Annotated in this window: 13 protein-coding genes; 10 read left to right on the top strand and 3 right to left on the bottom strand. The window is 65.6% G+C overall.

Translation table 11 applies throughout. The features are described from left to right. Position 1: 1 nt before the first annotated feature. The gene (locus tag ACODSM_RS10165) at positions 2–1141 is read right to left on the bottom strand and encodes an FAD-dependent monooxygenase (protein WP_488805170.1); all 1140 of its coding nucleotides are present in this window, start codon (positions 1139–1141) and stop codon (positions 2–4) included. 83 nt (positions 1142–1224) lie between these two features. Here ACODSM_RS10165 and ACODSM_RS10160 point away from each other — a divergent pair, with 83 nt between their 5' ends. The 4 genes from ACODSM_RS10160 (at position 1225) to ACODSM_RS10145 (ending at position 5693) form a co-directional block, all read left to right on the top strand. Continuing rightward, a complete protein-coding gene (locus tag ACODSM_RS10160) occupies positions 1225–2097 on the top strand; it encodes an MOSC domain-containing protein (RefSeq protein ID WP_488805169.1) in 873 nt (290 codons plus the stop codon). An 85-nt stretch (positions 2098–2182) separates the two neighbouring features. Next, positions 2183–3277 carry a redox-regulated ATPase YchF gene (gene ychF, locus ACODSM_RS10155; RefSeq protein WP_015015603.1) on the top strand — a complete coding sequence of 365 codons (1095 nt, stop codon included), beginning with the start codon at positions 2183–2185 and terminating at the stop codon, positions 3275–3277. 138 nt (positions 3278–3415) lie between these two features. Further along, complete coding sequence (gene rarD, locus ACODSM_RS10150) at positions 3416–4294, top strand: EamA family transporter RarD (RefSeq protein WP_291443792.1); 879 nt, start codon at positions 3416–3418, stop codon at positions 4292–4294. Between the two features lie 157 nt (positions 4295–4451). After that, positions 4452–5693 carry a GGDEF domain-containing protein gene (locus ACODSM_RS10145; RefSeq protein ID WP_488805168.1) on the top strand — a complete coding sequence of 414 codons (1242 nt, stop codon included), beginning with the start codon at positions 4452–4454 and terminating at the stop codon, positions 5691–5693. A 113-nt stretch (positions 5694–5806) separates the two neighbouring features. On the opposite strand, the gene ACODSM_RS10140 is transcribed toward ACODSM_RS10145, so the two are convergent. Then, positions 5807–6289, bottom strand: coding sequence for a YqaA family protein (locus ACODSM_RS10140; RefSeq protein WP_043565663.1), 483 nt, complete (start codon positions 6287–6289; stop codon positions 5807–5809). Positions 6290–6440: 151 nt separating this feature from the next. Here ACODSM_RS10140 and ACODSM_RS10135 point away from each other — a divergent pair, with 151 nt between their 5' ends. The 5 genes from ACODSM_RS10135 to ACODSM_RS10115 all read left to right on the top strand — a co-directional run bounded on the left by ACODSM_RS10135 (position 6441) and on the right by ACODSM_RS10115 (position 10886). Next, the gene (locus ACODSM_RS10135) at positions 6441–7025 is read left to right on the top strand and encodes a M15 family metallopeptidase (RefSeq protein WP_488805167.1); all 585 of its coding nucleotides are present in this window, start codon (positions 6441–6443) and stop codon (positions 7023–7025) included. 195 nt (positions 7026–7220) lie between these two features. Then, positions 7221–8267 (top strand): tRNA dihydrouridine synthase DusB, encoded by a 1047-nt coding sequence (gene dusB, locus ACODSM_RS10130; protein WP_488805166.1) that lies wholly within the window; start codon positions 7221–7223, stop codon positions 8265–8267. Then, a complete protein-coding gene (locus ACODSM_RS10125; protein WP_015015597.1) occupies positions 8264–8497 on the top strand; it encodes a Fis family transcriptional regulator in 234 nt (77 codons plus the stop codon). Before dusB ends, ACODSM_RS10125 begins: the two co-directional genes overlap by 4 nt. A gap of 260 nt (positions 8498–8757) precedes the next feature. Further along, entirely contained in the window at positions 8758–10359 is a 1602-nt protein-coding gene (purH, locus tag ACODSM_RS10120; protein WP_488805165.1) for a bifunctional phosphoribosylaminoimidazolecarboxamide formyltransferase/IMP cyclohydrolase, read from the top strand. A 41-nt stretch (positions 10360–10400) separates the two neighbouring features. Beyond that, complete coding sequence (locus ACODSM_RS10115; protein WP_488805164.1) at positions 10401–10886, top strand: c-type cytochrome; 486 nt, start codon at positions 10401–10403, stop codon at positions 10884–10886. A gap of 19 nt (positions 10887–10905) precedes the next feature. Here the strand turns inward: ACODSM_RS10115 and pobA are convergent, their stop codons facing one another. Further along, positions 10906–12090 (bottom strand): 4-hydroxybenzoate 3-monooxygenase, encoded by a 1185-nt coding sequence (gene pobA / locus ACODSM_RS10110; RefSeq protein ID WP_488805163.1) that lies wholly within the window; start codon positions 12088–12090, stop codon positions 10906–10908. A gap of 257 nt (positions 12091–12347) precedes the next feature. On the opposite strand from pobA, the gene ACODSM_RS10105 reads away from it, so the two are divergent. Next, positions 12348–13127, top strand: coding sequence for an IclR family transcriptional regulator domain-containing protein (locus tag ACODSM_RS10105; RefSeq protein ID WP_488805162.1), 780 nt, complete (start codon positions 12348–12350; stop codon positions 13125–13127). The last annotated feature ends 42 nt before the right edge of the window (positions 13128–13169 follow it).

Below are 13169 nucleotides of genomic sequence, written 5' to 3'. Positions count from 1 at the left end.
TTCAGCGCATTCCCATGGCTTGGCGGGCCACAAAATCTTTCAGCATGCCGCTGCGTTCAAAGCCCTTCATGCCCCAATTGCGCAGGGCTTGCCAGGGGGCTTCCTGGCGCGCAAACAGTTGCTGCAATCCATCGGTGGCCAAGCCCATCGCTGCCAGGGCTGCTTTTTGCTGCCGCTCATAGCGGCGCAGCAGTCGCAAGTCAGCCACGCTGCGCCAGTAGTCGCGGGTGCGCAGCACCTCGGCCAGGGCTGCCACATCAGCCAGCCCCAGATTCAGCCCTTGCCCTGCCAGCGGGTGCACGTTGTGGGCGGCATCGCCCGCGAGCACCCAGCTTCGTGCAGCATTTCCGGTAGAGGTAGCGCCGCACCAGCGGTCTGCCTTGGCCAGTTGCAGCGGCCACGTGGCACGCTCTGCAATGAGTTGAACGTTGCCCAGTGTGTGCTGGCTCGCCGTCTGCAACTCTTGCGCAAAAGCGTCGGCAGGCAAGGCCATCAGTGCGGACACCCGGTCCTCAGGGACGGACCACACCACGGCCACAGAGTTCCCCTGAGCGCCCTCCAGCGGCAAAAAAGCCAGAATGCCTTGGGGCGAAAGCCACTGGCGTGCCACCTGTCCATGTGGGTGTTCGCAGCGCACCCGCGTGGCAATCGCGTGCTGGGCATAGGGCGTCACGTCAAAGCGCACGCCAAACTCGGCCCGGGTGGTGCTGGCGCGGCCTTCGCACACCACGGTCAGGGGCGCGGCCACCGGGCTGTCCACCACCTCCACCAGGGGCTGAAACCGCACAGCCTGGGCCAGGCGCTCTTCCAGGGCCGGCACATCCACAATCCAGGCGAGTGCTTCCACCCTTTGGGGAGTGGCATCGAAATGCACGCAGCCGTCCTGATCACCCTGTACCTGCATGTGCTTGACGGCGGTGGCGTGTTCAGCATCGGGCCAGCTGCGCAGCGATTCGAGCAGGCTACGGGACGCTGCATTCAGGGCATAAGCCCGTACGTCGGCGGCCGCCGCGCTGTGTGGGCCCGGGGCGGGCACCAGGGCCACCTTCAGTCGTTCCCGCGCCAGCAACAAGGCCAAGGTTCGGCCCACGATGCCGGTGCCACGAATACAGATATCAAAGGTTGGGGCCATGAGAGGCATTGTAGGAGGGGTCTTACCCCCTGCGATGAGAGGGCAGAATTGCGGTCTGGCCTTTCTGGCACCCTTCTTCAGGAGCACCTGGCGTGAGTTTCCCTTCCGAGTCTGATCTGTCCGGCACCATTGCGCGGCTGTTTGTGTACCCCGTCAAATCCTGTGCGGGCATCGAGGTGCAGCAGGCGCTGCTCACCGAGACCGGGTTGGATCTGGACCGCGCCTGGATGGTGGTGGATGCGCAGGGCATGTTCCTCACCCAGCGCAGCTTGCCCCGCATGGCGCTGATCCGGCCTCAGCTCAAGAGCGACGAAATGGTGCTGCGGGCTCCGGGCATGCTGGCATTGCATGTGGCGATCGATGCGGTGGAAGCTCCGGCCACGGTGACCGTCTGGCGCGACACGGTGCCTGCGTGGGACATGGGTCCTGTGGCGGCGCAGTGGTTCAGCGATTTTCTGGGGCAGCCCTGCCGCCTGGTGCGGTTTGACCCAGAGCATCGGCGCCTGTCCAGCCTGGAGTGGACGGGGGGCGTGGAGGTCCCCAACCAGTTTGCCGACGGGTTTCCGCTGCTGGTGACCAGTGAGGCCTCCTTGCAGGACCTCAATGTGCGGCTTGCCGCCGAGGGGCATTCCGCCGTTGGCATGGAGCGGTTCCGGCCCAATGTGGTCTTGGCCGGAGTGGATGCCCACGACGAAGACCGTGTGGACATGATTCATGTGGAGGGCGATGGCACCGCCGACGTCCACCTGCAGCCGGTAAAGCCCTGCTCGCGATGCCCCATTCCCGACATCGACCCGGCCACAGCCGAGAGCCATCCGTCGGTGGGCGATACCCTGCGCACCTACCGCCAGGACAAGCGACTGGACGGCGCCATCACCTTTGGCATGAACGCCATCGTGCGCAGTGGTGCGGGGCAGTGGCTGCGCGTGGGGCAGCGCATGGCCGCCGATTTGCGGTTTGAATGAAGGCCTGATGCAGGCCCTCGGCAGCGGGTGCTGGGCGGGCCCGTAAAATCGGCGGTTTGTCTCCAGAACACCAGAAAGCCCTGCCATGAGCCTCCAATGCGGCATCGTGGGCCTGCCCAACGTCGGCAAGTCCACCCTTTTCAACGCGCTGACCAAGGCTGGTATTGCCGCCGAAAACTATCCCTTCTGCACCATCGAGCCCAATGTGGGCGTGGTGGAAGTGCCGGACCCCCGCCTCCAGCAACTGGCCGAGATCATCCACCCAGAGCGCATCGTCCCTGCCATCGTCGAGTTTGTAGACATTGCCGGTTTGGTGGCGGGCGCCAGCCAGGGGGAAGGCCTGGGCAACCAGTTCCTGGCCCACATCCGTGAAACCGATGCCATCGTCAACGTGGTGCGCTGCTTTGAAGACGACAACGTGATCCACGTGGCAGGCCGTGTGGACCCGATCTCCGACATCGAAGTGATCCAGACCGAGCTGTGCTTGGCCGACCTAGGTACGGTCGAGAAGGCCCTGAACCGCTACACCAAGGCCGCCAAGTCGGGCAACGACAAGGATGCCGCCAAGCTGGTGGCGCTGCTCACGCGCATCCAGGCTGCCCTCAACGAAGGCAAGCCCGCCCGCTCGGTCGAGATCACCAAGGAAGAGCAGCCCCTGCTCAAGTCCCTGTGCCTGATCACGGCCAAGCCCGCGATGTTCGTGGGCAACGTGAGCGAAGACGGCTTCGAGAACAACCCGTTCCTAGACCGCCTCAAGGACTACGCGGCCAGCCAGAACGCCCCCGTGGTGGCCATCTGCGCCAAGATGGAAGCCGAGATGGCCGAAATGAGCGACGAAGACCGCGACATGTTCCTGGCCGAGATGGGCCAGACCGAGCCGGGCCTGGCGCGCCTGATCCGTGGCGCCTTCAAACTGCTGGGCCTGCAGACCTACTTCACGGCGGGCGTGAAGGAAGTGCGCGCCTGGACCATCCACATCGGCGACACCGCCCCCCAGGCGGCGGGCGTGATCCACGGCGACTTCGAGCGCGGCTTCATCCGCGCGCAGACCATCGCCTTTGAGGACTTCATCGCCTACAAGGGCGAGCAGGGCGCCAAGGATGCCGGCAAGATGCGCGCCGAAGGTAAGGAGTACGTGGTCAAGGACGGTGATGTGCTGAACTTCCTGTTCAACGTCTGACCACCCCCCAGACCCGTGTGGGTCTGCCGTGCTCCCCGCCATCCCTGTCTGCCCTTGGGCTGGCAGGGATTTTTTCTGGCGATGCCGCGTTCGATCCCGCGGCTGTCCACCCATTTACCCGTTCTGGGTTTTTTGCGTATGAATACCGGAATCCTCTACGCCGCCCTGGCCTATGTCGCCTGGGGATTGTTCCCGCTGTACTTCAAGCAGGTGGCCGATGTGCCCTCGCTGGAGGTGGTGATGCACCGCACGCTGTGGTCGCTGGCCGTGGTGCTGGGGCTGCTGGCGGTGCGCAGGCAATGGGCGTGGATGGCGTCGGTGGTGCGCCAGCCGCGTGTGCTGGGGGCCTTTGCGCTGTCGGCAGTGCTGCTGTCGGGCAACTGGCTGACTTACGTGTGGGCCGTGCAGAACCACCATGTGGTCGATGCGAGCCTGGGGTATTTCATCTTGCCGCTGGTGAATGTGGCGCTGGGCTTCGTGTTCCTGCGCGAGCGCCCCCGGCCAGGCCAATGGCTGGCTGTTGCAGTGGCTGCGGCCGGTGTGCTGTGGCTGGCCGTGCAGGCAGGGCGCCTGCCCTGGATCGCGCTGGTGCTGGCCCTGACCTTCGGGTTTTATGGTCTGTTGCGCAAGGTGGCGGTGCTGGGCGCTCTGGAGGGGCTCACGCTGGAGACCTTGATGCTGGCGCCGGTGGCCGCCGTGGTGCTGGCGTGGTGGAGCTGGCAGGGGCAGGGGGCCCTGGTGCAGGGGGATGCGTCCACCGTGGGCTGGTTGCTTTTGGCTGGGCCCATGACCGCCGTGCCTCTGCTGCTGTTTGCCGCTGGCGCGCGGCGCATTCCCATGTCCACGCTGGGTATCCTGCAATACATCTCCCCCAGCCTGCAGTTTGCACTGGGCGTCTGGGTGTACAACGAGGCCTTTCAGCCTGCGCGTCTGGTGGGCTTTGTGCTGATCTGGGCGGCTTTGGTGGTGTACAGCGTGGAGGGCTGGTGGGCACGCCAGCGGGCGGTGCTCGCATAGCGCGCCTGCGGGTGGGCGGTTGTCACCTGGGCTACTGGAAAACGCGCAGATCGATTTTGTCAGCCACGCGTAAGATCCTGCGATTTGTCTGACGGGTGCCGCATGTGTGTTGCTGCGCCACCTTTCCTTTCTCTTTCAGGCCTGAGCCCGCCACCACATGCTTTTTGGACGCAAAAACCTGTTTTCGGCGACGGATGCCTTCCCGTTGACCGATGCCGTGCTGGAGTTCGACGATTCTTCGTCGGTGGCCGTCCGACCTGGACGGCGCGCACTGGACGGCTTTGGCCCCCGGGGCGAACGCAGCGCTTCGTCCAAGTGGTGGGCCGTGGCAGGGCTGATTGGCCTGTACGCGCTGGCCCTGGCGGGGTTTTACGCCCTGGGCGTGGTGGGGGCTCAGGTGTTATGGGTACTGGCTGGCCTCACGGCTGCGGGCTTTGCCGTTTTCGGTGCCGTGTTCCGGTCGGGCTTGCAGCGCAAGCTCAGGCTGCGGCATCTCAAGCTGGGCATCGTGACCACGGCCATCGGCGGCATGCTGGTGGTGTTTTATCTGGAGCCGGTCACGCAGATCCTGCTGGCGCCGTTCATGTTCGTGGCAGTGGCCTACGCCATCTTCACCGTGCCCCGGCGCACGCTGCTGGTGCTGACGGCCGCTGTGTTGTGCGCCTATGCGGCGGTGATTGCTGCGCACTATGCAGAGCAGGGCAACGACGCCCTGTTGCGGCTGGAGCTGATGCACCTGCTGGCACTGGCCGTATCGGTGCCGGCGTTCATCGTCCTCATGGGCCGCGTGCAGCGGCTGTACCGCAGCCTGTACCAGGCCAGCCGCAAGATCAAGAACATCCAGGAAGACGCGCAGCGCGACACCTTGCTGGGCTGCTTCAACCGCCGCTACATCCTGGCGGCGCTCGAAGAACAAAAGCAGCTGGCCGATGAAAGCGGGATTCCGCTGTGCCTGGCTGTGCTGGACATTGACCACTTCAAACGCATCAACGACGAGCTGGGCCACCTCGGAGGCGACGAGGTGTTGCGCACCTTTGCCCGCATTGCGCAGCAGGGCGTGCGTGGCGGTGATGTGTTTGGGCGGTATGGGGGGGAAGAGTTCTTGCTGATCTTCCCGGCCACCTCGCTGCTGCCCTCGCTCAACACCTGCGAGCGCATCCGGGCCCAGGTGGAGTCGCACGCCTGGACGGGCCTGCTCAAGGGCCGCGTGACGGTCTCCATCGGCGTGACGCAGTATGTGCTGGGCGAGTCGGTGCTGGAGTTCTTCTCGCGGGCAGACACCGCCATGTACATGGCCAAGGAGGGCGGGCGCAACCAGGTGGTGGTCGAGGAGCCGATTGCCAAGGGCGACTCGCAGATGTCGGACTTGTCGATTCCCAGCAGCCACGCGTTCTTGTAGGGACTCGCCCGCATGGGCGCACAAGCCCCCAGGCGCCCTGCGCATCGGAGGCATCGAACCACCATGAGTTCATTGCCAAAGCCCATTGCAGCAGGGCTCTGACCGGCAACAACCTAAATCGCCAGATGACCAGGCATGAAATACAGCAGCACGCTGGTCATCGCCAGATAGCGCAGAAACTTGCCCACAGCCATGTAGGCCAGGCATTGCCAGAACGGCAGCTTGAGCCAGCCGGCCACCGCGCACAGCGGGTCGCCCACCACCGGCAGCCAGCTCAGCAGGCAGGCGCGCGCGCCAAAGCGCTTGAGCCAGTTCAACGCCTGCACCTCGGTCGCATTGCCTCGCGCCTTGTCCACGGCCTTGTGCGCCCCCAGGCCCATCCACCAGCTCACGCCACCGCCCAGGGTGTTGCCCACGGTGGCGACCAGGATGGCAGGCCAGAAGAGGTCCGGGTTGAGCTTGATCAGGCCAAACACGGCCGGCTCGGAGCCCAGTGGCAGCAGCGTGGCCGAGACAAACGACACCACAAAGACCGTGCTCAGTCCGAACTGCGGCAGGGCCAGCCATTCGAGCAGCTGGTGCATCCAGATTTCCATAGCGGCTGAGTGTAGGGGGCTGCCGGGGCTTCGTTCGCCCCTGGGGGCGCTGTCCTACAGCGGCGCGCGCCATCGGCGCATGGCCGGGCTGGAAGGGCTTTTGTATCGTGAAAACACATTGGCCCTGAATGACACACCCAGGAGGTCGCCCATGCTGGCATTGCCCACCACGCCCACTTCCCGCCGCTTGAATCCCACCGCTGCCATGCCGCCAGCGACCCGCTGGTCGTCCGTGGCCGTGGCCTTGCTGCTGTCGGCGTGTGCGCACAGCCCCCAGGCCGCGGTGCCCACCCCGGGACTGCAAAGCGGGGTCATGCCGTGGGAGCAGACGGCCACCTCGCCCTGCGACAAGGAGCCCACCGCAAGGCCCGCGCTGGAGCGTATTGGCCGTGAGCTGCAGTCCCAAGGGATGGCATTGCAGGCCACCTGCAACGCTGCCAGCGGGGGCTGGGTGGTGCAGGTGCAGGTGGTGGATGGCACCAAGGCCCACAAGGTGGTGCGCGGGCCGCTGGCCGACGGGCAAGCGGTGGACATGGGCACCCCGGCGGGCGCTGCACGATCCGAGGCCGCAGCGGGAGCCACGGGTTTTTCCCCCGATGTGTTGCACAACCGCCAGTGGCTGCGTGCGCTCATGGCGCGCCACCAGTTCGACAACCTGCCGGATGCCTGGTGGCATTTCGCGCAGCGGGGTCTGCCGCCCGCGCAGGCTGCAGACACCGATCTCGCCGCACGGTGAAGTGAGGCTCTGTCCCCGGGGCACCTGACCTCAGGGGGAGGTTAGAGGGCGCAGGCCCATAGCGGTCCGTCAATGGAGCCTTGGCCGCAGATAGAAAGCGCGTGCACCCCATTTCAGTTGCTGAAATTTTGAGCAGGTACAATCCCGCCTCCTTTTTCAGCATCTTTTGCTGCCTCCCCGCTTCCTACCCCGCCCATGCAAATCGGCCACATTCCTTTGGCGAACCGGTTGTTCGTCGCCCCGATGGCGGGCGTCACCGACCGGCCGTTCCGCCAGCTGTGCAAGGCGCTAGGGGCAGGCTATGCGGTGAGTGAGATGGTGACCTCGCGCAAGGACTTGTGGAACAGCCTCAAGACCTCGCGCCGGGCCAACCATGAAGGGGAGCCGGGGCCCATTGCCGTGCAGATTGCCGGCACCGATGCGCCGATGATGGCCGAAGCAGCGGTCTACAACGTGGAGCGCGGCGCGCAGATCATCGACATCAACATGGGCTGTCCGGCCAAGAAGGTCTGCAACAAATGGGCGGGCTCTGCGCTGATGCAGAACGAAGCCCTGGCGGTGGAGATTGCCGCTGCCGTGGTCGAGGCCTGCGCTCCCTACAACGTGCCCGTCACGCTGAAGATGCGCACCGGCTGGTGCCAGGAGCACAAGAACGCTGTGCAGCTTGCGCGCCAGTTCGAGGCCGTGGGCATCCAGATGCTCACGGTGCACGGCCGCACACGCGAGCAGGGCTACAAAGGTCAAGCCGAGTACGACACCATCGCAGCCGTCAAGGCGGCGGTGAAAGTGCCCGTGGTCGCCAACGGCGACATCACCTCGCCCGAAAAGGCGCGCGACGTGCTGGCCGCCACCGGCGCCGACGCGATCATGATCGGCCGTGCCGCCCAGGGCCGACCGTGGATCTTCCGCGAGATCGGCCACTTTCTGGCCACGGGCGAACACCTGGCGCCACCGCTGGTGGCCGAGGTGCGCCGACTGCTTCTGGACCACCTGCAAGACCACTACAGCCTGTACGGCGAGCTGACCGGGGTGCGCAGTGCGCGCAAGCACATTGCCTGGTACCTGCGCGCGCTGCCCGGCGGCGAGGCCCTGCGGGCACACATCAATACGATCGAAGACTGCACCACGCAGTGGCAGGCCGTGGCTGACTACCTGGACGCCCTGGGCCAGCAGATGGACCGGTTGCCTGCCGCCACCGACGTGGATGCCGACACAGAAGAACAAGAGGGATTGGCTGCATGAGCAAGAAACACATAGAAGAATGCGTGCGCGAGAGTCTGCAGGGCTACTTTCGCGACCTGGGCGGCGAGACGCCCGATGGCATGTACGACATGCTGGTGCGTGTGGTCGAAAGGCCGCTGCTGGAAGTCGTGATGCAGCAGGCCGACAACAACCAGTCGCGCGCCGCCGAATGGCTGGGCCTGAACCGCAACACACTGCGCAAGAAGCTGGTCGAGCACAAGCTGCTCTAAGAGACTGAGAGTCTCTTGTCCGAACCCGCCATGCACGCCAAAACACTCCGGCTCGTCGTTCCAAATGCTCGCCATAGCCCGAGCTATGGCTGTGCTTTGCGCCTAGATCCGAAGCGTTTTCGCGCGCCTTTCGGGCGCGGCCAAAAAACTCTCAGCCTCTGACTGCTCTACAAGACATACAACTACTAAATTAATAGCTGCCAGTGCATGATGCACTAGCGCTACAGCCCGTTTTTATTCAAAACCTCCGCACCACCACCATGAACGCACTCCTCTCCGTTTCTGACAAGACCGGCATCGTCGAATTCGCGCAAGCGCTGCACGCGCTGGGCATCAAGCTGCTGTCCACCGGCGGCACCGCCAAGCTGCTGGCCGACAAGGGCCTGCCCGTGACCGAAGTGGCTGAGGTCACGCAATTCCCCGAAATGCTGGACGGCCGCGTGAAGACGTTGCACCCCAAGGTGCACGGCGGGCTGCTGGCCCGCCGCGAGCTGCCAGAACACATGGCTGCGCTGAAGGAACACGGCATCGACACCATCGACCTGCTGGTGGTCAACCTGTATCCCTTTGAAGCCACCGTGGCCAAGGCTGGCTGCACACTGGCCGACGCCATCGAGAACATCGACATCGGCGGCCCCGCCATGGTGCGCAGCGCCGCCAAGAACTGGAAGGACGTGGGCGTGATCACGTCGGCCGACCAGTACGACGCCGTGCTGGCCGAACTGAAGGCCGGTGGCAAGTTGAGCGACAAGCTGCGCTTTGCGCTGTCGGTGGCCGCGTTCAATCGCATCGCCCAGTACGACGGCGCCATCAGCGACTACCTCTCGTCCGTCACGTTCGAAGAAGACAAGCTGTCGGAAACCTACGTGCCCACGCGCACCCAGTTCCCCGGCCAGAGCAACGGCATCTTCACCAAGGTGCAGGACCTGCGCTATGGCGAAAACAGCCACCAGCAGGCCGCGCTGTACCGCGACCTGCACCCTGCGCCCGGCTCGCTGGTCACCGGCGTGCAGCTGCAGGGCAAGGAGCTGAGCTACAACAACATCGCCGACGCTGATGCCGCGTGGGAATGCGTGAAGAGCTTTGAAGCCGCCGCCTGCGTGATCGTCAAGCACGCCAACCCCTGCGGCGTGGCCGTGGGCCTGGATGCGCTGAGCGCTTACAGCAAGGCCTTCCAGACCGACCCCACCAGCGCTTTCGGCGGCATCATCGCGTTCAACCGCGTGGTGGACGGCGCCGCCGCAGCGCAGGTCAGCAAGCAGTTTGTCGAAGTGCTGATGGCCCCCGACTTCACCGCCGATGCGCTGGAAATCTTCAAGGCCAAGGCCAATGTGCGCCTGCTCAAGATCGCGCTGCCCGCCCACGGTGGCAAGACCGACTGGGAGCGCGGCCGCAATGCCATGGACGCCAAGCGCATCGGCTCGGGCCTGCTGCTGCAGACGGCCGACAACCACGAGCTGTCTCTCATCGACCTCAAGGTCGTGACCAAGAAGCAGCCCACGCTCGAAGAGATGGAAGACCTGCTGTTCGCCTGGAAGGTCGCCAAGTACGTCAAGAGCAACGCCATCGTGTTCTGCAAGGGCGGCATGACCAGGGGCGTGGGCGCCGGCCAGATGAGCCGCCTGGACTCGGCCCGCATCGCCAGCATCAAGGCAGGCCACGCAGGCCTGACCTTGCAAGGCACCGTGGTGGCGAGCGATGCGTTCTTCCCCTTCCGCGACGGTCTGGACGTGGTGGTCGATGCGGGCGCGACCTGCGTGATCCAGCCCGGCGGTTCGATGCGTGACAACGAAGTGATCGACGCGGCCAACGAGCGTGGCGTAGCCATGGTCTTCAGCGGCGTGCGCCACTTCCGCCACTGAGATGACGGGAATGGCGACGGGGCCCGCAGCGGTGCGCGTGCATGATGCACCGCGACGATGAGACCCCGCCACCCCGGCCCCGCTGGCTGGGGTGGGCCCTGATGGTGTTCATGGCGCTGGTGGTGTTGGGCATGCTCAACCTGGGCTGGCGCATGTTGCAGCCCGTGTCGGGTGCTGGCGGGCAAGGCAGCGCTGCTTCACCGCCCTCCGCATCGGCCGGACTTCGCCTGGTGGAAGCATCCGATTGCCTGCGCTGCCATGGCATGGAGCGCCACTACGTAGGCCCTTCGTTCCAGCAGATTGCAGCGCGGTACCGCGACCGCGCCGACGCCGTCGATTACCTGGCCGGCAAGATCCGCAACGGCAGTGTGGGCGCGTGGGGGCGCACCGTGATGCCCCGCCACCCGCAAGTCACAGAAGCCCAGGCGCGTGAGATGGCGCAGTGGCTGGTGTCGCTGCCGGTGCCGTCCTCTGCTGCGGCAGCACCCGGCGCGTCGGCCTCGGAGGCCGCATCGGCGCCACGCTGAAAGCGATGGCGGCCGGGGCTCAGGCCCCAAAGTTCATCGGCAGGCCCACATAGTTCTCGGCCAGCGACACCGAGGCTGCACGGGAGTGCACCAGGTAGTCCAGCTCCGCCTCCTGGATCTTCTGGCCGAACTCGCCCGTTTCTGGAAAGCGGTGCATCAGCGAGGTGAACCACCACGAAAAACGCTCGGCTCGCCACACGCGGCGCAGGCAGCGGTCGGAGTAGGTGTCGATGCCCACGGACGATTTCTCGTTGTAGAACTCGGACAGTGCGGTCCACAGATAGCCCACGTCGCTGGCGGCCAGGTTCAGGCCCTTGGCGCCGGTGGGGGGCACGATGTGGGCGGCATCACCGGCCAGGAACATCCGGCCAAAGCGCATGGGCTCGGCCACAAAGCTGCGCAGCGGGGCGATGCTCATCTCCAGCGCCGGACCGGTCACCAGGTTGGCGCGGGCCTCGGGGTCCAGGCGGTTGCCCAGCTCGGTCCAGAACTGGTCGATGGTCCAGTTCTCGACTTTGTCAGTCGTGGGCACCTGCACGTAGTAGCGGCTGCGCGTGGCGCTGCGCATGCTGCACAGTGCAAAGCCGCGCTCGGTGTTGGCGTAGATCAGTTCGTGCGACACGGGCGGTACATCGGCCAGCACGCCCAGCCATCCAAAGGGGTACACGCGCTCATAGGTTTTGAGCAGGTTGGCTGGCGCACTGGCGCGGCACACACCGTGGTAGCCATCGCAGCCCGCGATGAAGTCACAGGCCAGCTCGTGGGTCTGGCCGTCCTTCTCGTACGTCACGCGCGGTTGCTGGCCATCAAAGTCGTGCACTTGCACATTCTGTGCGTCGTACACGGTGATCAGGCCCGCCGCTGCGCGCGCATCCATCAGGTCGCGGGTCACTTCGGTCTGGCCGTACACCGTCACGCGGCTGCCGCCGGTCAACTCGTGCAGGTCGATGCGGTGGCGCTGGCCCTTGAACAGCAGCTCGATGCCATCGTGGGGCAGGCCCTCGGCATGGGCGCGGGCGCTCACGCCTGCCTGGTCCAGCAGGTCCATGCAGACCTTCTCCAGCACCCCGGCGCGGATGCGGCCGAGCACGTAGTCGGGGCTGCGCTGCTCGATGATGACGGCGTCAACGCCAGACTTGTGGAGCAACTGACCGAGCAGCAGGCCGGCGGGGCCGGCACCAATGATGGCAACCTGGGTGCGCATGGGAAACCTCTTGGAAAGGGATGTGGAAGCTGGGGAGATGCCGAAAACCAATGGCCTTGAGCGTAGGTTGATCCAGATCAAAGCGATATCCGGCGCTACCGATTGCGTGCGATCAGTGGATGTTTTGTGCGATGATCGCGCAGTCTCCGGGGTGGCTGGAGTTGGCAACCCTGGCCGTCATCGCTCCGAGCTGCTGCGGGGCTCCGCCAGCCCTTGCGCCCCGGGTCCATCCACCTGCACTGCACACACCACCGCCCATGGCTTCCACCCCCATCGCCAAGGCAGATTTCATTGAAGGCATGGCCAAGGGCATGGCCGTGCTGGAAAGTTTTGACACCGAGCGCCAGCGCCTGAACGCCACCCTGGCGGCACAACGCACGGGCCTTACGCGCGCGGCGGCGCGGCGGCACCTGCTGACGCTGGCGCACCTCGGGTACCTGGAGACGGATGGCAGCTACTTCTGGCTGGCTCCCAAGGTGCTGCGGTTTTCGGGCAGCTACCTTGCGTCGGCACGGCTGCCGCGCGTGCTGCAGCCCACGCTGAACCGGCTGGCCGCGCTGACCCAGCAGTCGTTTTCGGCGGTGGTGCTGGACGGGGATGAGGTGGTGATCGTGGCGCGCAGCGGCGTGTATGGCGCGCCGGCGCGGGTGCTGGCCTATGGCTTGCACCTGGGCGCGCGGCTGCCGGCCCACCCCACGTCCACCGGGCGGGTGTTGCTGGCGGCGCTGCCCCCGGCGGAGCTGACGGCCTGGCTCAAGAACCGGCCCCTGCACCGCCTCACGCCGCAGACGATCACGCAGGTGGGCCCGCTGCGGCAGGTGATCACCAAGGTGCGGCGCGACGACTATTGCCTGGCGGTGGAGGAGCACGAGTTGGGCGTGCACGCGCTGGCCGTGCCGCTGCGCAACCTGCAGGGCCACACCGTGGCGGCGCTCAACGTGGTGGCATCGCCCAAGCAGATGGACGAGGGCAGCTTGCAGCGCGACATGCTGCCGTTGCTGCAGGAGGCCGCCCGTGAACTGCGCGGACTGCTGTGACTGTCCGCCACAAGCCTCGTCGCCATGAAAAATGGCCCTCGT

The organism is Acidovorax sp. FG42 (assembly GCF_057809195.1).
The sequence above is the reverse complement of the archived record's forward strand: the minus strand, read 5'-3'. Positions and strand labels throughout refer to the sequence as shown.